The following is a 21146-nucleotide window of genomic DNA, read 5'->3' on the forward strand; positions in this document are numbered from 1 at the left end:
GTTTTTTTAGAAAAAGTTGAGAAAAAGCCGTCAAACCACACCTGGCGTATTGCCTGACGGGGTTTCATTTGGTACGAATCTTCTGTTGAAAATGTACGCTAGCGCACTTGTCCACTCTTGGAAAGGGCGCACCACACACAGGGATTTCATAAAAGTTTCGTATTGACCGGGGGATACATGGGTAACCTGCTCAACAGAATTATCGGCTCTTTCTCCAATGATCTTGCCATTGATCTGGGCACAGCGAATACGCTGGTCTATGTCAAGGGCAAGGGAGTCATGCTGTCCGAACCGTCCGTCGTTGCCGTGAAGAAAAATTCACGCGGCGACAAAACCGTACTGGCCGTAGGTGCCGAAGCAAAAAAAATGCTCGGTCGCACGCCCGGTAACATTGTGGCTATCAGACCCATGAAGGACGGCGTTATCGCCGACTTCGAGGTGACTGAAGCCATGCTCAGACATTTTATCTCCAAGGTCCACAACTCTCGGCGGCTGGTCCGCCCTCGCATCATGATCTGCGTTCCCACCGGCATTACCCAGGTGGAAAAACGCGCGGTCAGGGAATCCGCACAAAGTGCCGGTGCCCGCGAGGTCTACCTCATCGAGGAACCAATGGCAGCAGCCATCGGGGCCAACCTGCCGATTACTGAACCGACCTCAAACATGATCGTGGACATCGGGGGTGGCACAACGGAAATCGCCGTGATCTCTCTGTCCGGTATTGTCTACGCCCGAAGCGTTCGCATCGGCGGCGACAAGATGGATGAAGCGATCATGCAGCATGTCAAACGCAAGTACAACATGCTCATCGGTGAATCCACCTCGGAACAGATCAAGATCCACATCGGCTCCGCATACCCTCTGGGCGACCAGGAACCGATCATGGAAGTCAAGGGACGCGATCTGGTCACGGGTATTCCACAGAACCGGCCCATCACGGCCGAAGAAGTCCGCGAGGCCATCAGCGAACAGGTAGAGGCCATTGTTCAGGGCGTGCGTATCGCGCTTGAGCAGACCCCGCCGGAACTGGCGGCCGACATTGTTGACCGAGGCATCGTCCTGACCGGCGGCGGCGCGCTGCTCAAAGGACTCGACCAATTGTTGCAGCATGAAACGCAACTGCCTATCACTGTTGTCGAAGACCCGCTCACTGCGGTTGTCCTCGGCTCAGGCAAGGCATTGGACAACATTGACCTGTACAAGGACGTTACAACCGATTAACAGGCACCCGGCGTGACCACGCAAATACGGTGTTCATCAGCGCACGGTTGCTTCTTTTTGGCAGCCGTGCGTTTTTTAACGGTTCGATAGGACGCACATGTGAAAGGCCCGAAAAAAATAGCCATCATCATTCTGGCAGGACTCTTCGTCTACCTCTCGTTGTATACGTGGAACCTGCGAACAGGACATCTTGACGCCTTGTCCAGTTATACCGGACTCGACATTTCCGGGACCGTGCTCCGCCCTGGCATCTGGGTCACGGACACGGTGTCTGACTTCTGGCATCGATACGTCTATTTCGTCGGACTCAAGCAGGAAAACGATACACTCAAGGCGGAAGCTGCCACGCTTAAACGCGAAAACATGTTACTCCACGCCCAAGCCAGTTCGGCTGAACGGCTGGAACGACTGCTCGACTTCACCCCGCCCGACCAATGGGAATACTTTGGCGCGCGCGTCATCGCCCACCGGATGGGACCGGCCGGAGCACTCGATACCCTGGCCGTGGACAAGGGTAGCCGTGCGGATGTGGAAGACGACATGCCGGTGGTGGCACTGGATGGAATCGTTGGTCGTGTTTTGCGAACCGGAGCCGTGACCTCGTCAATCCTGCTGCTTACGGACGCCAACAGCCGTATCGCGGTCATTGGCGCACAGCATCGCGCTCCAGCCATGCTCGCCGGGCAGGGATACGGCAATCAGCTCATCCTCAAATACATCAATCAGAATGCGGAAATCGAACCGAACGAACTTCTGCTCTCTTCAGGGCTGTCCGGCATCTTTCCAAAAGGGCTTCCCGTGGCCCGGGTGACCCGGATTCAACGATCCGACATCTCACTTTTCCTGACCGTCATGGCTGAACCGCTGGTGGACATGGCCAGCCTGGAAGAAATACTGCTGCTCAAACGCATTCCCGGCACACTCCCGTCCACGCCCCCTGTCACAAAGGAGGATACACACGGTGCCGCTGACCAATAATGTTTTGACCGTGCTCTGGTGGGGTGGATACACCATCCTCTGCATCTGGGGCCAACGAGCGATACCCGGCGTCGATTTTTTCGCGGCAGGACTCATCCTGTCACTGCAAAAAGAAGAACGCCTCGAAGTGACCCTCTCCCTCATCGTTCTCTGGATGCTTCTGCTGGAAGGCACAGGGAATCTCCCCTTTGGCTATGGACTGGCATGGTACGGCCTGCTCACCGCATTCTATTTCATGGGACAATGGTTGTTTGAAGCCCGATCGTTTCTGTTCATGGCCCTGTTGGGTTTGGCTCTGGGAATTCTCCACCCAATCCTCGTCTGCTCACTGTCGTCGCTGGCCAAACTCCATGTTCCCGTACAACCGCTTCTCATTCAAGGAGCGATGCAGGCTGGGGCCTTTTTCCTGATCTGGCTGATCGTGGACTTCTCCTACCCGCAAAGGCTGCGCCAGCATGTCAAATCTCTATAACGAATCAGACCAACAGCCACCCCGATCCGGCCTGCTCCTGCTCCAGACACTTATCCTGGGACTCTTCTGCCTCTTTGCCGTCCGACTCTGGTACCTCCAGATTCACCACGGGGATGAATTCGCGCTCAAGGCAAAGGATAACCAACTCCGTCAGGAATCCATTTTCTCCCCACGCGGCCTGATCCGCGATCGCAACGGTGACCTGCTGGCCATCAATGAACCAGCATACGCACTGGGACTCATCCGCGAAGATTGCCCGGATATCGAAAAAGCCCTGCATCAGGTCGCGCAATGGACTGACGAAGACTATGGCGAGCTTGACGCCCTGTACAAAAAAAATCGCAAACGGGTCAAACCCTTCGAACCGTTGATCCTTGTTCCGGATTTGACATTTGACCAACTGGCGGTCATCGAGACCAATAAACTTCGGTGGCCGGGGCTTGAAATTCAATTCCGTCCACGCCGACTGTATCTTTACGGCACACTTATGGCGCATGTTCTCGGCTATGTGGCCGAAGCCAACGAAAAAGAGCTCTCGAAAAACCCGGACCTTGCGTTGGGCGACGTCGTGGGCAAACAGGGCATTGAATTCATGCTCGAAGACCGGATGCGTGGCGTCAAGGGACTCACCCAGTACGAGGTGGATGTCACTGGCCGACGGCTTCAGGAACGCATTCTCAAACATCCCCGCGCCGGTCATGAAATTTCCTTGTCACTGGATCTCGGTCTACAACGCCTTGCCATGGACTGGCTCGATGAAGAAGCCGGTGGCGTGGCGGTGATGGATGCGGACACCGGCCAACTTCTGGCCCTGGCAACCGCCCCATCCTATGATTCCAATGATTTTTCATCGGGACTGACATCCAAACAATGGGCACGGCTCAGAGACAACCCGCTTCACCCGATGCAAAATCGGGTCATCCAATCCGTGTATCCTCCAGGTTCCGTGTTCAAACACGTTATTGCCGGGGCCGGATTGAGTTATGACATGATCGATCCAAAAGAAACCGTGACATGCACTGGCGAAATGCGCCTTGGCCGACGGATTTTCCGATGCTGGCGCAGAGGCGGCCATGGCAAGGTCGATCTGGAACGGGCGTTGGTCGAATCCTGCGACGTCTATTTCTATAAACTGGGCAAAAAACTCACGGTTGACCGCATGAGCAATTTTGCACAAGCAGTTGGTTTCGGCGAAAAGACCGGCATTCGACTACCGCATGAAAAAGCGGGAAACATCCCGACCCGCGAATGGAAGCGGCGACGTTTCAACGAAGGCTGGCAGGGCGGTGACAGCCTGAACATGGCCATCGGTCAAGGATTTACCCTGGTCACTCCACTTCAGGTCGTTCGATTTTTCGCCAGTCTCATCAATGGGGGAAAACTGTTGAAACCCCTGCTGCTCAAGGATGAAAAGACCGTTGTGCAACGCGAAATCCCTCTGACACCCGATCAACTCGCCCTGCTCCGGGATGCCCTGATTGAAACAGTTGACAACAATCGAGGGACTGCTCGCCGTCTGCGTACAAAAGGCGTGATCGTCGGCGGCAAGACCGGCACGGCCCAGGTCGTTCGTCTGACTGATGAACTGAAGGGGCTCAAGGACGACGAAATTCCCTATCGATTCAGAGATCACGCTTGGATGGCAGCGACAGCTGAAAAAGACGGACGCCGGTACGCCATTGCGGTTCTCATTGAACACGGCCTGCACGGCGGGAGCGGCGCAGGTCCCATCATCAAAGCGTGCATCGATTATCTGTTCAGCGGCACGGTCACCTTGAAACCCGAAGCCAGAAAAGCCAAGGCACGCGCAGTTCGAGCGCTGTCCCTCAAGAAAAAGGAGAAACGCCGTGCCAATTGATCGCAGGCTCCTGCTTTATATTAACTGGCCGTTGCTCGGCATGGCCGTCATCCTTTTTCTGGTCGGCGTTCTGAATCTCTACTCGGCCAGCGGATTTCGACTCGAAGGTGGCATGAATCTCGCCCCGTACTATCACAAGCAACTCTTGTGGGGTGTTCCGGGACTGCTCGGAATGCTCGTTTTCATGTTTTTCGATTATCGACACCTGCGCACCATGGCGTGGCCCCTTTTCTGGACCACGGTCATCCTGCTCATCGCCGTCTTTTTCATGGGCAAAACCATTTATGGGGCTCGTCGGTGGCTCGATCTCGGTTTCATGAACTTTCAGCCCTCGGAACTGGCCAAAATCGCCATTCTCGTCGTGGGTGCACGCATCCTTTCCAAAGAACGAGAACCGCTCGGCTTCATCCGACTCGGCTACGTGCTTGGCGTAGGGATGATTCTGGCGGGATTGATTATCAAACAACCCGACCTCGGCTCCGGCCTGTCCATTCTCCTGATTCTCGGCGGCATGATCCTTTTCCGTGGCGTGACACCAAAGGTCTTCAAAACAGCACTGGTGGCTATCCCGGCCCTCCTCCCCATGTCGTGGTTTTTCCTGCATGACTACCAAAAGCAACGGATCATGACATTTCTTGACCCCACAACCGATCCATTGGGTGCCGGATATCATATCATTCAATCCGAGATTGCCATTGGGTCCGGCGGATTCTGGGGCAAAGGCTTTCTTCAGGGAACCCAATCCCAATTACGATTCCTGCCCGAACGGCATACGGACTTCGCCGTGGCCGTCCTTGGCGAAGAATGGGGCTTCTTCGGAACCCTGCTGTTACTGGCCCTTTTCTGCCTCTTTCTGTACCAAATGGTCCTCATTGCAAAAGACGCACGAGGCTTATTCGGGTCCTACCTCGCAGCCGGCGTGTTCTTCTATTTTTTCTGGCAAATCCTCATTAATACGGGTATGGTCCTCGGGCTTATGCCAGTGGTCGGAATTCCGCTCCCGTTCATCAGTTACGGAGGAAGTGCGACTCTGGTAAATTTTTGTCTTGTCGGGCTTGTGCTCAATGTATCAATGAGACGTTTTCTTTTCAAACAAAACTAAATCTGATACGGCACATGGCCTAATTTCTTCAACACGGTTTTTGCAGGAGCGGTTGTTCATGGCGAGAGACGAAATCAATGCATTTTTGGGGGCCGGAACCAACTACCAGGGAAAATTGCATTTTCAAGGCGCAGTGCGCATTGATGGCAACTTTCAGGGAGAAGTGGTTTCCGAGGGGACACTCGTCGTTGGACAGGAAGCCGTTGTAGACGGACTGGTCAAGGTGGGCCAGCTTGTGCTCTCCGGAAAACTCAAAGGGGAAGTTGAGGCAAAAGACAAGGTCGTCTTGCATAAAACGGCCAACTTGCAAGGGAACATCAAGACACCGAGCCTCGTCGTCGAAGAGGGCGCGGTTCTTGAAGGCGAGCTGGCTATGGGCAGCCGCAGCGTGGGTTCGGACGCACAACCGAAAAATGAATCCTAACAGTTGTAGTAGGTTTTGAATGGCACTAGACGAGTCGTGTCAACGCAAAAAGGCTTTGACACAACCCGCTAAATTGGGTACTTCCCAGTGACTTTGCGCCAAAATTCACAACCTCATCGGGGGCATATGGTATGGTATTACCTGACAAAACAATTTTTATCCAAGGTCTAAACTTCTTGGCTATGATCTTCTTGCTGAATATCGTGCTTATCAAGCCGATTCGCGAGATTATCAAGAAACGCAAGGGGTTAATGGACGACCAGCTGGAAAAAATCGAAGGCTTCAACAAAAAAGCAGAGACGAAAGTTCTTGATTATGAAGAGCAACTCGCCGCTGCCCGGAAGGAAGCTGGAGAGATTCGCACCGCAGCCAAGGACGCAGGGGTAGTCGAGGAGCAGGCGTTGTTGTCCGCCGCTGGCACCAAAGCATCCGGCACCATTCACGCGGCCCGCACCGAGATTCAATCTCAGGTACAGGACGCGATGAAGCAGTTGACCAAGGACGTGGACAAATACGCTGAGCAGGCTACAGGCAAAATCCTGGGCCAGGCTTAGGCAAGAGGAGGGTTTCATCTTGAAACGGATGTATGTGTTTTTTGCGGTCCTGCTGACCGCTTTGGCTATCTCCTCTGTCGCTTTTGCCAGCGCTGCGGAAGGCCACGCACTCTTCACGGCGGATAACGTGAAGGACTATGGCCTGCGTATTCTCAACTTCGTCATTTTCGCATTTCTGCTGTACAAATTCGGTGGTGCGAAAATCAAGGACTTCTTTATGGGTCGCCGCGACGGTATCAAGCAGGATCTCGACGACCTGCAGACCCGTCAGGCCGATGCGGAAAAGAAGCTCACCGACGTTGAGTCCAGCATCGCCAACATGGCGCAGGAAAAGCAACAGATTCTCGACGATGCCAAGGCACAGGGGGAGGCCATCAAGGCCGCTATTATTGCCAAGGCTGAGAAGGATGCACAGGCTCTGACCGAACAGGCCAAGCGCACCGCTTCCAATGAGGCACAGGCTGCCATCGAAACCATTCGTGCCGAAATGGCCGACATGGTCGTCGAAGCCGCCGAAAAGATCGTTGCCGAGAAGCTGAGTGCCGAAGACCACGAAAAGCTCGTGGATGACTATTTAACAAAGGTGGTGCTCAATTGATCGGTAACGTCGTTTCCCGCCGCTATGCCAAAGCGCTGTTTACCGTTGGTGCTGCCAAGGGTGAAGCTGAGCAGGCAAAGTACGGCGAGCAACTGATCGCTATCGGTGCTTCCATCAGTGAAGTTCCCGAGGCGACAGCCTTTTTCAAAAACCCGGCATTCTCTGTCGAGGAAAAAAAGGCTGTCCTGAATCAGTTGATCGAAAAGGTTTCGGTTGACCAGATGGTCAAGAACTTCTGTGACCTCATGGCTGACAAGGGCCGGGTCGAGATGCTTCCCGCCGTCGCTTCCGATTACAAGGCTATGATGGACGCCGTTTCCGGCGTTATCTCCGGCGAACTCACCACGGTGGGTGAACTGAATGAGGAAAGAAAATCTGCAATCCAGGCAAACCTTGAGAAACAGGCCGGCAAGAAGCTGGAACTGTCTTTCTCGACCGACAAGGATATCCTTGGCGGCATTGTCCTCAAGGTGGGGGACAAAGTCATGGACGCCAGCCTCAAGGCGCAACTGCAGATTTTGAAAGAAAATATTAAAAGGGGTGAGTAGGGCAATGCAGATTAAAGCAGAAGAAATCAGCAAAATCATTCAGGACCAGATTCAGAATTATGAGTCTCGTGTTGAAATGAGCGAGACAGGTACCGTCCTCTCCGTAGGTGACGGTATCGCTCGTGTTCACGGCGTTGAGAACGTCATGGCCATGGAGCTGCTGGAATTCCCCGGCGGCTTGAAGGGCATGGTTCTGAACCTGGAAGAAGACAACGTTGGTGTTGCCCTGTTGGGTCCCGCCTCCGGTGTCAAGGAAGGAGACCCGGTCAAGCGGACCGGCGAAATTTACTCCGTGCCCGTCGGTGACGGCGTCATGGGTCGCGTTGTCAACCCCTTGGGCGAACCGCTTGACGGTTTGGGACCCCTCGAGACAACAGAAACCCGTCCTGTGGAATTGAAGGCTCCCGGCATCATCGCCCGTAAGTCCGTCCACGAACCGTGCTACACCGGCCTCAAGGCAATCGACGCCATGACCCCGGTCGGACGTGGTCAGCGTGAGTTGGTCATTGGTGACCGTCAGACTGGTAAAACCGCTGTCTGTGTGGATGCCATCATTGCCCAGAAAAACACTGACGTGCATTGCTTCTACGTCGCCATCGGACAGAAAAAAGCTTCTGTAGCTCTGGTTGCCGACATTCTCCGTCAGCACGGTGCAATGGAATACACCACCATCGTTTCCGCAACCGCATCCGAACCCGCTCCGCTCCAGTACATCGCTGCATACACTGGCGTGACCATGGCCGAGTTCTACCGCGATAAAGGCAAACACGCACTGATCTGCTACGATGATTTGTCCAAGCAGGCCACCGCATACCGCGAAATGTCCCTCCTTCTTCGTCGTCCTCCGGGCCGTGAAGCTTTCCCTGGTGACGTTTTCTACCTGCACTCCAGACTGTTGGAACGTTCCTGCAAGGTCAATGACTCCCTGGGTGCCGGTTCTCTGACCGCCCTGCCCGTCATTGAAACGCAGGCTGGTGACGTGTCCGCATTTATTCCGACCAACGTTATCTCCATTACCGATGGACAGATCTACTTGGAACCGAACCTGTTCTTGTCCGGTGTTCGTCCGGCCATCAACGTCGGTCTCTCGGTCTCCCGAGTCGGTGGTTCCGCACAGATCAAGGCCATGAAACAGGTCGCAGGTACGCTGCGTCTGGATCTGGCTCAGTATCGTGAACTGGCAGCATTCGCTTCCTTTGGTTCCGATCTTGATAAAGGCACTCAGGAAAAACTGAATCGTGGTGCACGCATGGTCGAACTGCTGAAACAACCGCAGTACAAACCGCAGACAGTGCAGGAACAGGTTGCTGTGCTCTTCGCCGGTACCCGTGGATTCCTTGATGACGTTCCTGTCGAGTCCGTGCAGAAGTTCGAATCAGAATTCCTCGAGTTCATGAACAACGCCAAATCCGCTGTGCTCGACTCCATCGTTGAGAAACAGAAGATCGATGACGCTGTCGAAGCGGACCTCAAAGCCGCTATCGATGAGTTCAAGAAAGGCTTCAGTGCATAACCAAGGGGATTAACTGAATGGCTTCTTTACGAGACGTCCAAAATCAGATTGTTGGCGTCAAGAAAACCAAGCAGATCACCAAGGCCATGAACATGGTGGCCTCGGCAAAACTGCGCAACGCACAGGAGCGTATCGAACGCTTCCGTCCGTATGCGGACAAGTTTTACGAGATGCTTGGAGACTTGGCGGCCGGCGCTGATGAATCGGTACACCCGCTGCTGGAAGTCCGGGATGAAGTAAAAACCGTGGGTATCATGGTGACGACTTCAGATCGCGGCCTCTGTGGCGCATTTAATGTCAATATTATCAACAAGGCCATGAATCTGGCAAACAAGAAAGCCGCCGAAGGCAAAACCGTCAAGGTGTATTGCATCGGCAAAAAGGCCACCGAGGCTTTCAAGAAGACCGAACATGAACTCATGCGCGCCGAAACGGATGCCATGACAAAGTTCGACTTCACGCTGGCTGCCAGTATCGGCAATGAACTCATTTCAGGCTACATTCATGGCGAACTGGACGAAGTCCATGTCTGCTATGGTGAGTTCCAGTCCATGGGCAAACAGCCGCCTATCGATCTGATGGTTCTGCCTATGGCAGCTCAAGAAAAAACCGAAAGTGAAAGCGGCTCTGGTGACTATTTGTACGAACCGTCTGTCGAGGGGCTGCTGGCCGAGCTGTTGCCTCGATTCATCAAGGTCCAAGTTTACCGCGGTCTGCTGGATACGTCGTGCTCCGAGCACGCGGCCCGCATGGCTGCCATGGACAACGCCACCAAGGCGTGTGACGAGTTGACGGATTCCCTGACCTTGCTCTTCAACAAGACAAGGCAGGCCGCCATCACTGGCGAACTTTTGGACATTGTTGGCGGCGTCAACGCGCTGCAAGGATAAAGGGGGCTATGAAAAATGGCTAATACTGGTAAAATCTGTCAGGTAATTGGCGCCGTTGTCGACGTCGAATTTGCCGAAGGGAATCTTCCCAACATTCTGTCTGCGTTGGAGATTAAAAACCCCAACAATACTGACGCACCTGAGTTGATCTGTGAAGTCGCTCAGCATATGGGCAACAACGTTGTCCGTACCATCGCCATGGACGCGACCGAAGGTCTTGTCCGCGGCATGGAAGCGGTTGACTTGGAATCACCCATCACCGCTCCGGTCGGATCCGGCTCTCTGGGCCGTATCATGAACGTCGTCGGCGCACCCGTTGACGAAATGGGCGACATTCCCTGCGAAAAACGTCTGCCCATTCACCGCGCTGCCCCCGCCTTCACCGAGCTGTCCACCAAGGTTGAACTGCTCGAAACCGGCATCAAGGTCGTTGACCTGCTCATCCCCTTCCCGAAGGGTGGTAAAATGGGCCTGTTCGGCGGCGCCGGTGTTGGCAAGACCGTTATCCTCATGGAAATGATCAACAACATCGCCAAACAGCACGGTGGTATTTCCGTGTTCGCCGGTGTTGGAGAGCGGACCCGTGAAGGAAACGACCTCTATCACGAAATGAAAGAGGCCGGCGTTCTGGAGAAAGCCGCATTAGTGTACGGCCAGATGAACGAACCTCCGGGAGCCCGTGCTCGTGTTGCTCTGACCGCACTGACCTGCGCAGAATACTTCCGCGACGAAGAAGGCCAGGATGTGTTGTTGTTCATTGATAACATCTTCCGCTTCACCCAGGCTGGTTCCGAGGTTTCCGCACTGCTCGGTCGTATGCCTTCCGCAGTTGGTTACCAGCCCACGCTGGGTACTGACCTCGGTGGTCTTCAGGAACGGATCACATCCACCGACAAGGGTTCCATTACCTCTGTCCAGGCTGTCTACGTCCCTGCTGATGACTTGACTGACCCCGCACCGGCAACCACCTTTGCTCACTTGGACGGTACACTCGTTTTGTCCCGTCAGATCGCTGAGCTGGGTATTTACCCTGCGGTTGACCCGCTTGACTCCACGTCTCGTATTCTCTCCCCCGAAGTTCTCGGTGAAGAGCATTACCGGACTGCTCGTGAAGTCCAGGCCGTGTTGCAGAAGTACAAGGACCTCCAGGACATCATTGCCATTCTCGGTATGGATGAATTGTCTGATGACGATAAGGTCGTTGTTGCCCGCGCCCGTCGTGTGCAGCGTTTCCTGTCTCAGCCGTTCCACGTTGCCGAGATTTTCACCGGTTTCCCTGGCAAGTACGTCAAGACCGAAGACACCGTAAAGGCGTTCCGCGACATTCTGGACGGCAAGTATGACGACCTGCCCGAGCAGGCCTTCTTCCTGTGCGGCGGAATCGAGGAAGCCATCGAAAAAGCCAAGCAATAAGCGAGGTACTTCATGGCCACATTGAAACTAGAGATCGTCACTCCCGACCGGAAAGTACTTTCCGAGGACGTGGATTACGTGGGCGCACCCGGTATCATGGGTGAATTCGGTATTTTGCCGAACCACGTTCCCTTCCTGTCCGCTCTGGGAATCGGCAATCTTCATTATAACCAAGACGGCAAGGCGTATTATGTCTTCGTCTCCGGTGGATTCGCCGAAGTCAGCAACAACAAGGTCACCATTCTGGCTGAAGTTGCTGACAAGGCCACCGAGATCGATACAGAACGCGCGAAACTGGCCAAGGAGCGTGCTGAAGAGCGCGCGGCCGCAGCCAAGGAAAAGATTGACCATATCCGTAACCAGGCGGCTTTGAAGCGCTCTATCATGCGCATCAACTGCAAGTCGTGCGGCCAGGATGCAGGTACCTGCTAGTCACTCTCTTCTCCACCCTACAAATAAAAGGGCAGGCTCATATGAGCCTGCCCTTTTTTCTGCAAATATCCCGTTCTGAAAAACGATTGATTCCGTCAAAAAACATTTTGAAAAACAATAAAAAACCGTGGAAAAAAGCGATCAAAGACTAAGCTTCTTTCGAAGTACATCCCACACCATATCTGGCGTGACCTGTTTCATACATTTGAAATGTTTTTCTGGACAGGTCTTGGACCCGTGCAATCCGCAAGGCCGACACGACAACTCGATTTCCATAACCGTTGAATTGGCCCCTCGCGGAAAAAAGCCCAATGACCGCACGGTCGGTCCGAACACGGCGACCAACGGGACATCCTGGGTCCAGGCCAGGTGCATCGGCCCGGAGTCATTGCTCAAATACGCATCCAGCCGCCCAAGGTAGGCGGCCAATTCCGGCAATGACAACGTGCCCGCCAGATTCGTCACATGCCGTGGATCGCACTGTGCCCCACGTTCCACCTGACTGGCGACCGATTCTTCGCCCGGTCCGGCAAAAATGAGCACATGTGCCCCATTCTCGACAGCACGCGCTGCAATGGCACTAAAATACTCCACTGGCCAGCATTTAGTCGGCCAGGTTGACCCCGGGTGGATACCCAAAACGGGCCGATCAAACCCCATCGTTGTCCAATAGGTTCGGGCCGCGTCTCGACTTGCCTCGGACAGGGTCAATTGTGCGGCCGGAGCCGGTCCCCGAATCCCGAGCGGCTTCACCAACTCCATCAGCCGTTCAATCTCATCCAATTCAGTGAATCGCCGACTCACGGTCTCGGTGTAGGCAAATCGGTTGAACCAAGGCGCATTATACCCGATACGACGACCAATGCCCGTGGCCCGACTCACCAACGCCGAACGAAAACTCGTATGCGGAGAAACCCATAGGTCAAACCCCTGTTTTCCCAGTTCCTTTCCATAGAGGATGGCGTGGTTCAACGACTTCTGCGCCCCCCGTTTGGCAAATCCGTGAACCTGAGTAATCTCCGGTTGTCCGGTAAAAAGCGACTCAAAACCGCTGCGCACAAAAAAGTGCACTTCGGCCTGAGGAAAACGCTCCCGCACTGCCCGAAGCATAGGCAACGTCAAGACGGCATCCCCGAGAAAAGCGGTCTGCCAGACGGCTATTTTTGTGTATTCATGCATCAAAATCAGGTGTATCCTGTCTGGGACTCTCAGGCAACAGGTTGATCTCAGGCCATGTTCCCAGTAGTATGACGGTCATTCAAGGAGACACCCATGAAATACATCATGTTCAAAGACTTTTCCAATACCGCTGTTCCAGTGATTTTCCCGAACCGTATCAAATTTGACGAAATGCGTGAACAAATGCCCTATACCACCGTCATTTCTGCCGGGTACGTGTCACACGGTCCGACCGGATTCGCCTGTCATGGCAAATCCAAAGGGCTGAATGTCGTGGCCCGTCAAGAAGATGGAGCGATCATCACCGCCCGGTTCGAAGACGCAGAAAGCTAGACAAACCAGGCCGGAACATGGATTCCGCCATACTTAACCGCGTGTTCCAAACGCCGATAGTCGGGTTGGAATGACTCCACCAAGGCCCAATACCGATCTGAATGGTTCATTTGCCGGGTATGACACAATTCATGCAGCAACAGATGATCGACCAATTCAACAGGAAGAAACAGGAGCTTGGCATTGAGTGAAATAGTCCCTCGTGCCGAGCAACTGCCCCAACGCGTTTTCTGTCGTCTAATCTGAAAAGCGGCATACGTCAGCCCAGTGTCCCGACTCATGACTTTCAATAGGGGAAGAAGTACCTCCCGAGCCTTTCGGGCGGTAAAAAATTGTAATGCTTCAAAAATGGCCCGCCGATCCTCAAGCGGCCCACTCACCAGAAGCCTCCCGACATTTTCACGGACCACGATCCGCCCAGGCCTGTCCACATACGCCACCTGATACATCCGATCACACGCCATAAAGGAAATGGTGTCAGGCAACTCCGGCAGCACGCCGGACACATCCTGACCTTCTGCCTGCATGGCATCACGGGTCCGCTCGATCCAGCCCTGTTTTTCGCGCAGGATGTCCGGAATCAACGTCTGATCAAACCCGGGGGGCAGCACGACTTCCAGCCCCTGACCAACCACCAGTTTGACCAACACCCGTTTGGCCCGGACATTGGTCTTGACGGTCAAGGGTAACCCTGCAAACGAGATCATGCTGGCAGATCCTCTTCAGTCCGCACGCTCATCCCATTTTCCTTGAGCAATTGCGCAAAAATGCCATCCCCCGGAACCCGAATCGACGCAAAAGTGCCGTCATAGATTTCGCCACTCCCGCACGACGGGGAACGCGCCTTGAGAATGGCTTCCCGACTTCCAATGAGTCGAGCCAGTCGCAACCCTTCTTCGGCTCCACGACAAAACGCAGCGGTGCGATCAATTCCGTCCCGGTCAATGATCTTTTCACCGAGTTTTTCACAGGGTGCCCGTGGGGTGGGCAGCCCGCCATGCACTTCGGGACAAAAAGGAACGGCCCGGCCCTGACGGACCAATTCGACCACTCGTTCATCGGGGACCGTGTCGCCATTATATCGACAGAACAGACCGGCCAGACAGGCTGAGACAAGAATTGGTGTATTTTTCATGCGCGCATTTTATACTTGATCTTTTCCATGTCAAAGCCCTATTGTCCCCCTCACACAAAAGGATTTCAATGACAGATCAGCTCAAAAAACGGCGCATGTACCTCTACCTCCTCGTTCTGGTGGTGGGTTCTGGTATCGCTTTTCAGGGATGGCGCACCCTGCTCAACAATTTTGCGGTAGATGTCGCGGGTCTTGACGGACTGGGGATGGGTATTGCCAGCTCGGTTCGGGAAATCCCCGGATTTCTGGCACTCCTCGCGCTCTACGTCATCCTGATTCTCAAAGAACATCGACTGGCGGCGCTCTCTGTCGTTGTTACCGGCATCGGTGTCGCTCTGACCGGATTTTTCCCGTCTCTGGTCGGCATTGTCTGCACGACCCTCGTCATGAGTTTCGGCTTCCACTATTTCGAAACCATGAATCAGTCATTGACCCTCCAATATTTCAACTACACGGAAGCACCCGTGGTCATGGGACGACTCAGGAGCATCACGGAATTGACCAATGTTTCGGTCGGAGCGTTCATCTATTTCATGGCAAAAGCCCTCGGCTATACCGAAATGTTCGCGATTCTTGGTGCCGTGGCCATTTTGGCCGGCCTGTGGGCATTGACCAAAGACCCTTCACGAAACGACCTGCCCATCCAACACAAGAAAATGGCGGTCAAAAAGAAATACTGGCTTTTTTACGCGCTCACGTTCATGAGCGGGGCCAGACGACAAATATTCATCGCGTTCGCCGTGTTCCTTCTCGTTGAAAAATTCGACTATTCAATCCAGCAAATCACTGTCCTGTTCGTGTGCAACAACATCGTCAATTACTTCATCAATCCACTCATCGGCAAAGCGGTCAATCGATTCGGTGAACGCGCTGTCCTGAATGTGGAATACACCACCCTGACCTTTGTCTTCCTCGGCTACGCACTCACTGATAGCGCATTTGTGGCAGGAGGCTTTTATGTCCTGAACAACGTGGTCTACAACTTCTCCATGGGCATCAAGACATTCTTCCAGAAAATTGCAGATCCCAAAGACATTGCCGCAGGCATGGCCGTGGGATTCACCATCAACCACATCGCCGCAGTATTCATCCCAGTCTTGGGCGGCCTGATCTGGATAACAAATTACAAGGCGGTCTTCTTCGGAGCGGTTTCCATCTCGCTCATTTCACTGATCTTGACACAATTTATCCCCGGACAATTAGCCGCACGAAAAGCAACCAGTTGACTTGGTTCACCACAATGCTAGCCTTGCCAGACAATATACCCACCACTCGGGTTTTCGCATGGAGCAGAGAGACGAATGAAAGGATTGGGACAGGGACTTCCAAAGGTATTTCTTCAAACAGGTGACTGTTTTTTTGGCGTGCAACCAACCCTGGTTTCCACGGTTCTCGGGTCGTGCCTGGCCGTAACCCTGCACTCTCCCAAACGACATATCGGCACCATCTGCCACGCATTTCTGCCCGACAGCCTTCAGGACGGACGGCACAGTTCAGCCGAACCGCAAATCTGCCGATTCGTGGATACGGCTCTTCAAAACATGTTGGAAACCATGGACAAGGTCGGCATTCCTCGTCGTGAACTGGTCATTAAAATGTTTGGTGGTGGCAGCGGTATGGTCACGTGCAAGCCCCAATCCGGTGGGTTTAACATCGGCAAACGCAACATTGATATGGCCAGACGACTGCTCAAATTCGCCCGACTCCCCATTCAGGTGGAAGATGTCGGTGGTTCTCTGGGCCGCAAACTCATGTTTCACACGCAAACAGGTGAAGTCTGGGTCAAAAAACTCAGAAAATCCGAATGTCCCAGTGACACATTCGGCAATGCAGGATCAAAATTCTAGGAGAACTCATGAAGCTCATGGCACAAACCCTTTATGCCCTTCTGCTTTTCCTTGTCCTTACTCCTTTTTCACACGGTTTCGCCCATGCCGGAGACGACCTTTTCCAATATTCCACCATCGACGCCCTGCTGGCCGGACTCTATGACGGAGACATGTCCATCAAAAATCTTATGACGCACGGCAATTTCGGTCTCGGTACGCTCAACGGTCTTGACGGGGAACTGGTCGTCCTGGACGGAACGCCCTATCACATCCGTGCCGGGGGCAAGGCGACGGTTCCTCCCGAAACGGCCATGGTCCCGTTTGCCACGGTCTCATGCTTTGAAGAAGACACCATTCTCAAGCTTGAACGAACAGCATCATTGGACGCGCTGAACACTGCTGTCGAACTCGGACTGCCGTCGAAAAACATCTTTTACGCCATCCGTATCGACGGACGATTCCCCTTTGTCAAAGCACGCGCCATTCCCAAGCAAAATCCGCCCTATGCCCCTCTGCACGAAGTGGTCAAATTTCAGGAAGTTGTCCAATTTTCTGGCGAAGGGACATTGATCGGATATTATTCACCTCCCTTTGTCAAAGGCATCAATGTTCCGGGCTTTCACTGGCATTTCATCACCAAGGATCGCACTGGCGGCGGCCATGTATTGGACTGCTCATTGGCCCCAACCACCGCCAGAATGGACGCACTCCATTCCCTGACGGTCTCACTGCCGAACTCGCGGGAATTCAATGCACTTGATCTGACCCACGATGCAAGCTCAGCATTGGAAACAGTGGAAAAAGGCACTGCACAATAAACGACAATTTCCCCTATTCGACAGGATCGAACCACCGAAATCACCGGCACCCTTGAAACCTGACACAAGGAGTCATCACACCATGCGCATCCTCATGTTCGCCATCAACGACCCGGCCGGAACAGCGATTCAATTCACCAAGGCCCTCAATCGATATACCTCTCATTCAGCCCGTCTGGTCACACTGGAAACACGATATGCCCATACGTGGGAAAAAGATCTGCACATCCCGGATCTGGGCCCGGACGGCATGGAAGAGATCGCCATTCTCATGCAGGAAGCCGATATCTTTCACTTTCACATGACCTGCAATGAAAACACGATGTTCGGCTCGCTCCGACCACGGGATTTCATCACCGGCAAGGCCATTGTTCACCACCACCACGGGCACCACGATTTTCGATCCAACCCAAAACTCTTTCGCGACAAATACGCCGCCCTTGACCGGCACAACCTGCTCGTGTCCACCCCGGATCTTCTGAAACTCCTTCCCGAAGCCAAATGGCAACCCAATCTCGTTCCCATCAATGATCCACTGCTCATACCCATGTGGGGTCGATTTGACGATCCTGGTCCCCTCAATGTCTGTCATTCGCCAACCCGCAAGGACCTGAAAAACACCGATGATTTTCTCCATGTGGTCAGCGACCTGAACAAAGGAACCCCCATCCTGAACGTTGATCTGATCGACAACGTGCCCAACACGGAATGTCTGGCGCGCAAACGACGGTGTCATGTGCTGTTCGACCACATGCAGGGCTATTACGGCGTGTCCAGTCTGGAAGGCCTCTCACAGGGCGTGGCTGTCATTGCCGGTCTCGACGAGTGGAACCTGTCCCATGTCGCGGAATTTGCCGGGACTGACGACCTGCCGTGGCTTCTTGCGCATACAAGAGAGGAATTGAGCGACCGTTTGCGGACCTGTGTCAACGACCGCGCGGCGTGCGAAGAGGCTGGCATCAAAGGGCGGGAATTCATGGAAAAACGGTGGTCCGATACTCGGGTGACCGAGCATCTCGCCCATTTCTACGAAACCCTCCGATAAAAACACCACAAACAGGCCTTTGCCATTTATGACTGATATGCGTATATTCATACAATTTCAAAGAGGGATACGTATGTTGATTCGATTCGGGAAATGGTTTTTTCCCCCTGTTCTGTGTCTGACCACGCTCTGTGTGGCGAGCCTGCTTACTGCCCAAATGAGTATAGCGGCACCTCCAGTGCGCAACAAGGTACGAATGGAAGTGGACTTCACCGTGCTGCCTATGGTGCTGCCCGATGGAAGCGAAGCAACCATTCCCCCTGTTGAATCGGACATTGATGCCGTTGAAATCATTCCAGAGTCAGAGGCAATCTTACTGCCAGAAAACGTCACGACGCCACCGTCTATTCCCTCGCCAACAGCCGCATCCGCTCCGAAAAAACCTCTGGCCAAACCCGAGCCTGAACCGAAACAGACACCCCCACTTTCCCAAACACCTGCACCCCAAATCACTCAAAAAAGGCCCTCACAGGCACAGACGGACACATCCAGACGCATCCACGGCATCACCGTCTCGAAGACCGACACGGGATTCATCCTCACCGTGCAATCCAATCGTCCTGTTACCGACACCCGATATTTCAACCTGACTGATCCCCGGCGGTTAGTCTTTGATCTGATCGGTCCATGGAAGTATGACAAGACCAATGTCATCCGGTTATCGGGTCCGGTCAAACATGTCGTCATTGGTGAGCACCCGGACAAGCTCCGCATGGTGGTTCACTTCAGCACCCCACTTCAGCACCCGCTGACCCCGACAGTCACCAGCACAAAAAATACGCTGACGGCCACGGTGGTCATGCCATAGGCACAACCTGTCACTGAATTGTCACATTCAAGTCATTCTGACGTAACCGCCGGGCGGTAGTCGTTGTCCGTCGTACCGCTGGTACGAAACAGCTCTTTCGAACGGAGAACACACAGACATGACATCCTCTATCAAGGTGGCTTCCGAAAATCTGGACTTCCATTACGGCGAGTTCAAGGCCTTGGAAGACATCAGTATTCAATTCGAATCAAACAGGGTCACGGCCCTCATCGGCCCATCCGGTTGTGGCAAATCCACGTATTTGCGCTGCATCAACCGCATGAATGACCTCATCCCCGGCACCCGTGTCGATGGACGCATGACGCTGGACAGTCAGGATGTCTATGCACCGGGCATCGACGTGGTTTCCCTGCGTCGACGTATTGGCATGGTCTTCCAGAAACCCAATCCTTTTCCCAAATCCATTTTTGAAAACGTAGCCTATGGGCTGCGGGTCAATGGGATCAAGGACAAACAGTTTCTCGAACAAAAAGTGGAAGAAAGCCTGCTCAGTTCGGCCCTGTGGGATGAAGTGAAAGACCGGCTGCACACCTCGGCTCTGGGGCTATCCGGCGGCCAACAGCAACGGCTCTGCATTGCCCGCGCACTGGCGGTCGAACCGGAAGTACTCCTGATGGATGAACCGGCCTCGGCACTGGACCCCATCGCCACGCAAAAAATCGAAGACCTTATCCACGAATTGAAAAAGGAATTCACGATCATCATCGTGACCCATTCCATGCAGCAGGCGGCTCGGGTCTCCGATAGAACCGCCTTCTTCTACATGGGCAAACTCGTTGAAATGGACGACACATCGACCATGTTCACCAACCCGGCCAATCAGCAGACTGAAGATTACATTACGGGACGTTTCGGTTAAACCGACGCCAAGGACAGGATTTTTCTATGGAACAACGCGCACATTTCTCAAAAAAACTCGAAGACCTCAAAGTCATGGTCCTGCGCATGGCGGCCCTGTCGGAGTCCGCAGTGCACAAAGCGATCAAGGCCTATCTTGAAAACGATGCTGATCTGGCGGAAGCAGTGATCGTCGGCGATGATGTCATCAACGAAATGGAAGATGATATCGACAACTTCAGCCTTGAACTACTCGCCCTTGACCAGCCCATGGCCGTTGACCTGCGGACCATCATCGGTGCCCAGCGAATCACGGTCAATCTGGAACGTCTCGGCGACGAAGCCGTCAATCTGGCGCACCGGGCCATGTTTCTGTCCACCCGTCCACCCATGCCGCACAATCCGAAAATGGAAGAGCTGGCCTCCATCGTCAAGCACATGTTGTCGGACGCCTTCAAGGCCTATATCGACGACGACGTCACCCTGGCCGAAAAGGTCTGCCGGATGGATGACCGGGCCGACGACCTGAATATCGCCATCCTGCGACAGCTTGTCTCGGAAATGGTGACGGAATCCCGCATTGTCGAGCGCGGTGTCCATGCCATTATCGGCGCACGACACCTCGAAAGGATCGGCGATCTGGCCACCAATGTGTCGGAATCAGCGGTTTTCATCGTGGAAGGCACCAGCATGAAACACAACTGCAAGGGGTAACCTGCACCCGCAATCCCGGGACATGTATCGTGTGCCGGGATTTTTTCTGCTGGCCTACAATGCCGTTATTTCAATCGCCAACTGGTCAACCGCTGCGTCAAGCTCTTTGACCAGTTCTTGACACGCCTCGGCGTCCGCCCGTTTGGCTGCCGACTCGATCGACAAAGCCACTTCTCGCGTGGCCCTGGCCCCAATGGATGCCGCCACACTCTTCAAGGTATGCGCGTGAAGAATAACATCATCCCACGCCTCGGCCTGAAGGCCTTTTTTCACTGCACTGAAACGGTGCCGGATTTCCTCCAGCGCACGAGGGGCAAGTAGCATAATTTCATCACGCGACAACTCCAGGAGTTCACAAATCTCATCCAATTCAAGGATCGGGTATGCAGTTTTGGAACGACTCTGTGATTCAGACATTTCTGGC

General features: G+C 53.9%; 25 protein-coding genes. 21 read left to right on the forward strand and 4 right to left on the reverse strand.

What is annotated here, in order from left to right; all coding sequences use genetic code 11:
* The first annotated feature begins 177 nt into the window (after positions 1-177).
* The 13 genes from GO013_RS11835 (at position 178) to GO013_RS11895 (ending at position 12003) form a co-directional block, all read left to right on the forward strand.
* Positions 178-1221, forward strand: a complete 1044-nt coding sequence (locus tag GO013_RS11835; RefSeq protein WP_163811365.1) for a rod shape-determining protein — start codon at positions 178-180, stop codon at positions 1219-1221.
* Between the two features lie 99 nt (positions 1222-1320).
* Positions 1321-2199 carry a rod shape-determining protein MreC gene (mreC, locus tag GO013_RS11840; protein WP_163811367.1) on the forward strand — a complete coding sequence of 293 codons (879 nt, stop codon included), beginning with the start codon at positions 1321-1323 and terminating at the stop codon, positions 2197-2199.
* A complete protein-coding gene (locus tag GO013_RS11845) occupies positions 2183-2671 on the forward strand; it encodes a hypothetical protein (protein ID WP_163811369.1) in 489 nt (162 codons plus the stop codon). Before mreC ends, GO013_RS11845 begins: the two co-directional genes overlap by 17 nt.
* A complete protein-coding gene (gene mrdA, locus GO013_RS11850) occupies positions 2655-4529 on the forward strand; it encodes a penicillin-binding protein 2 (RefSeq protein ID WP_163811372.1) in 1875 nt (624 codons plus the stop codon). Before GO013_RS11845 ends, mrdA begins: the two co-directional genes overlap by 17 nt.
* Positions 4519-5631 (forward strand): rod shape-determining protein RodA, encoded by a 1113-nt coding sequence (gene rodA, locus GO013_RS11855; RefSeq protein WP_163811374.1) that lies wholly within the window; start codon positions 4519-4521, stop codon positions 5629-5631. The genes mrdA and rodA overlap by 11 nt, the downstream gene beginning before the upstream one ends.
* 58 nt (positions 5632-5689) lie before the next feature.
* Positions 5690-6055, forward strand: a complete 366-nt coding sequence (locus GO013_RS11860; protein ID WP_163811376.1) for a polymer-forming cytoskeletal protein — start codon at positions 5690-5692, stop codon at positions 6053-6055.
* Positions 6056-6186: 131 nt separating this feature from the next.
* Positions 6187-6609, forward strand: a complete 423-nt coding sequence (locus tag GO013_RS11865; protein ID WP_163811378.1) for an ATP synthase F0 subunit B — start codon at positions 6187-6189, stop codon at positions 6607-6609.
* 28 nt (positions 6610-6637) lie between these two features.
* Positions 6638-7207, forward strand: a complete 570-nt coding sequence (atpF, locus tag GO013_RS11870; RefSeq protein WP_239057852.1) for a F0F1 ATP synthase subunit B — start codon at positions 6638-6640, stop codon at positions 7205-7207.
* On the forward strand, positions 7204-7755 hold the full coding sequence (gene atpH, locus GO013_RS11875; RefSeq protein ID WP_163811381.1) for an ATP synthase F1 subunit delta: 552 nt from the start codon (positions 7204-7206) through the stop codon (positions 7753-7755). Before atpF ends, atpH begins: the two co-directional genes overlap by 4 nt.
* Before the next feature lie 4 nt (positions 7756-7759).
* A complete protein-coding gene (atpA, locus tag GO013_RS11880; protein WP_163811383.1) occupies positions 7760-9268 on the forward strand; it encodes a F0F1 ATP synthase subunit alpha in 1509 nt (502 codons plus the stop codon).
* 17 nt (positions 9269-9285) lie between these two features.
* Positions 9286-10158: a F0F1 ATP synthase subunit gamma gene (locus GO013_RS11885; RefSeq protein WP_163811385.1), complete on the forward strand. Its 873-nt coding sequence runs from the start codon at positions 9286-9288 to the stop codon at positions 10156-10158.
* Between the two features lie 15 nt (positions 10159-10173).
* Positions 10174-11571, forward strand: a complete 1398-nt coding sequence (gene atpD, locus GO013_RS11890) for a F0F1 ATP synthase subunit beta (protein ID WP_163811387.1) — start codon at positions 10174-10176, stop codon at positions 11569-11571.
* 12 nt (positions 11572-11583) lie between these two features.
* Positions 11584-12003 (forward strand): F0F1 ATP synthase subunit epsilon, encoded by a 420-nt coding sequence (locus tag GO013_RS11895; protein ID WP_163811389.1) that lies wholly within the window; start codon positions 11584-11586, stop codon positions 12001-12003.
* 141 nt (positions 12004-12144) lie between these two features.
* Here GO013_RS11895 and waaF read toward each other — a convergent pair whose 3' ends face one another.
* Complete coding sequence (waaF, locus tag GO013_RS11900) at positions 12145-13182, reverse strand: lipopolysaccharide heptosyltransferase II (protein ID WP_163811391.1); 1038 nt, start codon at positions 13180-13182, stop codon at positions 12145-12147.
* Positions 13183-13275: 93 nt separating this feature from the next.
* Between waaF and GO013_RS11905 the strand changes: the two genes are divergently transcribed.
* On the forward strand, positions 13276-13515 hold the full coding sequence (locus GO013_RS11905; protein WP_163811393.1) for a hypothetical protein: 240 nt from the start codon (positions 13276-13278) through the stop codon (positions 13513-13515).
* Here the strand turns inward: GO013_RS11905 and GO013_RS11910 are convergent.
* Positions 13512-14222: a SprT family zinc-dependent metalloprotease gene (locus tag GO013_RS11910; RefSeq protein ID WP_163811395.1), complete on the reverse strand. Its 711-nt coding sequence runs from the start codon at positions 14220-14222 to the stop codon at positions 13512-13514. The two genes, GO013_RS11905 and GO013_RS11910, sit on opposite strands and share 4 nt — an antisense overlap.
* Complete coding sequence (locus GO013_RS11915; RefSeq protein ID WP_163811397.1) at positions 14219-14650, reverse strand: DUF523 domain-containing protein; 432 nt, start codon at positions 14648-14650, stop codon at positions 14219-14221. Before GO013_RS11915 ends, GO013_RS11910 begins: the two co-directional genes overlap by 4 nt.
* A 68-nt stretch (positions 14651-14718) precedes the next feature.
* Between GO013_RS11915 and GO013_RS11920 the strand changes: the two genes are divergently transcribed.
* The 7 genes from GO013_RS11920 to phoU all read left to right on the forward strand — a co-directional run bounded on the left by GO013_RS11920 (position 14719) and on the right by phoU (position 20722).
* Complete coding sequence (locus GO013_RS11920) at positions 14719-15876, forward strand: MFS transporter (RefSeq protein ID WP_163811399.1); 1158 nt, start codon at positions 14719-14721, stop codon at positions 15874-15876.
* A 75-nt stretch (positions 15877-15951) separates the two neighbouring features.
* The gene (locus GO013_RS11925; protein WP_163811401.1) at positions 15952-16497 is read left to right on the forward strand and encodes a chemotaxis protein CheD; all 546 of its coding nucleotides are present in this window, start codon (positions 15952-15954) and stop codon (positions 16495-16497) included.
* A 17-nt stretch (positions 16498-16514) separates the two neighbouring features.
* Positions 16515-17297: an acetolactate decarboxylase gene (gene budA / locus GO013_RS11930; protein ID WP_239057847.1), complete on the forward strand. Its 783-nt coding sequence runs from the start codon at positions 16515-16517 to the stop codon at positions 17295-17297.
* An 82-nt stretch (positions 17298-17379) separates the two neighbouring features.
* Complete coding sequence (locus GO013_RS11935; RefSeq protein ID WP_163811404.1) at positions 17380-18342, forward strand: glycosyltransferase family 4 protein; 963 nt, start codon at positions 17380-17382, stop codon at positions 18340-18342.
* 73 nt (positions 18343-18415) lie between these two features.
* On the forward strand, positions 18416-19150 hold the full coding sequence (locus GO013_RS11940) for an AMIN domain-containing protein (protein ID WP_163811407.1): 735 nt from the start codon (positions 18416-18418) through the stop codon (positions 19148-19150).
* 118 nt (positions 19151-19268) lie between these two features.
* On the forward strand, positions 19269-20030 hold the full coding sequence (gene pstB / locus GO013_RS11945) for a phosphate ABC transporter ATP-binding protein PstB (protein WP_163811409.1): 762 nt from the start codon (positions 19269-19271) through the stop codon (positions 20028-20030).
* Positions 20031-20056: 26 nt separating this feature from the next.
* Positions 20057-20722, forward strand: a complete 666-nt coding sequence (gene phoU, locus GO013_RS11950) for a phosphate signaling complex protein PhoU (protein ID WP_163811411.1) — start codon at positions 20057-20059, stop codon at positions 20720-20722.
* 54 nt (positions 20723-20776) lie between these two features.
* Here the strand turns inward: phoU and GO013_RS11955 are convergent, their stop codons facing one another.
* A complete protein-coding gene (locus GO013_RS11955) occupies positions 20777-21139 on the reverse strand; it encodes an Hpt domain-containing protein (protein WP_163811413.1) in 363 nt (120 codons plus the stop codon).
* Positions 21140-21146 lie beyond the last annotated feature (7 nt).

This window comes from Pseudodesulfovibrio sp. JC047 (assembly GCF_010468615.1).
Classification (GTDB): Bacteria; Desulfobacterota; Desulfovibrionia; order Desulfovibrionales; family Desulfovibrionaceae; genus Pseudodesulfovibrio.

Excerpts from the sequence above, each read along its gene's own strand:
- GO013_RS11835 (WP_163811365.1), top strand. The coding sequence starts at position 178 with ATGGGTAACCTGCTCAACAGAATTATCGGCTCTTTCTCCAATGATCTT.
- mrdA (WP_163811372.1), top strand. The coding sequence starts at position 2,655 with ATGTCAAATCTCTATAACGAATCAGACCAACAGCCACCCCGATCCGGC.
- GO013_RS11860 (WP_163811376.1), top strand. The coding sequence starts at position 5,690 with ATGGCGAGAGACGAAATCAATGCATTTTTGGGGGCCGGAACCAACTAC.
- GO013_RS11865 (WP_163811378.1), top strand. The coding sequence starts at position 6,187 with ATGGTATTACCTGACAAAACAATTTTTATCCAAGGTCTAAACTTCTTG.
- atpF (WP_239057852.1), top strand. The coding sequence starts at position 6,638 with ATGTATGTGTTTTTTGCGGTCCTGCTGACCGCTTTGGCTATCTCCTCT.
- atpA (WP_163811383.1), top strand. The coding sequence starts at position 7,760 with ATGCAGATTAAAGCAGAAGAAATCAGCAAAATCATTCAGGACCAGATT.
- GO013_RS11885 (WP_163811385.1), top strand. The coding sequence starts at position 9,286 with ATGGCTTCTTTACGAGACGTCCAAAATCAGATTGTTGGCGTCAAGAAA.
- atpD (WP_163811387.1), top strand. The coding sequence starts at position 10,174 with ATGGCTAATACTGGTAAAATCTGTCAGGTAATTGGCGCCGTTGTCGAC.
- GO013_RS11895 (WP_163811389.1), top strand. The coding sequence starts at position 11,584 with ATGGCCACATTGAAACTAGAGATCGTCACTCCCGACCGGAAAGTACTT.
- waaF (WP_163811391.1), bottom strand. The coding sequence starts at position 13,182 with ATGCATGAATACACAAAAATAGCCGTCTGGCAGACCGCTTTTCTCGGG.
- GO013_RS11905 (WP_163811393.1), top strand. The coding sequence starts at position 13,276 with ATGAAATACATCATGTTCAAAGACTTTTCCAATACCGCTGTTCCAGTG.
- GO013_RS11910 (WP_163811395.1), bottom strand. The coding sequence starts at position 14,222 with ATGATCTCGTTTGCAGGGTTACCCTTGACCGTCAAGACCAATGTCCGG.
- GO013_RS11915 (WP_163811397.1), bottom strand. The coding sequence starts at position 14,650 with ATGAAAAATACACCAATTCTTGTCTCAGCCTGTCTGGCCGGTCTGTTC.
- GO013_RS11920 (WP_163811399.1), top strand. The coding sequence starts at position 14,719 with ATGACAGATCAGCTCAAAAAACGGCGCATGTACCTCTACCTCCTCGTT.
- GO013_RS11925 (WP_163811401.1), top strand. The coding sequence starts at position 15,952 with ATGAAAGGATTGGGACAGGGACTTCCAAAGGTATTTCTTCAAACAGGT.
- budA (WP_239057847.1), top strand. The coding sequence starts at position 16,515 with ATGGCACAAACCCTTTATGCCCTTCTGCTTTTCCTTGTCCTTACTCCT.
- GO013_RS11935 (WP_163811404.1), top strand. The coding sequence starts at position 17,380 with ATGCGCATCCTCATGTTCGCCATCAACGACCCGGCCGGAACAGCGATT.
- GO013_RS11940 (WP_163811407.1), top strand. The coding sequence starts at position 18,416 with ATGTTGATTCGATTCGGGAAATGGTTTTTTCCCCCTGTTCTGTGTCTG.
- pstB (WP_163811409.1), top strand. The coding sequence starts at position 19,269 with ATGACATCCTCTATCAAGGTGGCTTCCGAAAATCTGGACTTCCATTAC.
- phoU (WP_163811411.1), top strand. The coding sequence starts at position 20,057 with ATGGAACAACGCGCACATTTCTCAAAAAAACTCGAAGACCTCAAAGTC.
- GO013_RS11955 (WP_163811413.1), bottom strand. The coding sequence starts at position 21,139 with ATGTCTGAATCACAGAGTCGTTCCAAAACTGCATACCCGATCCTTGAA.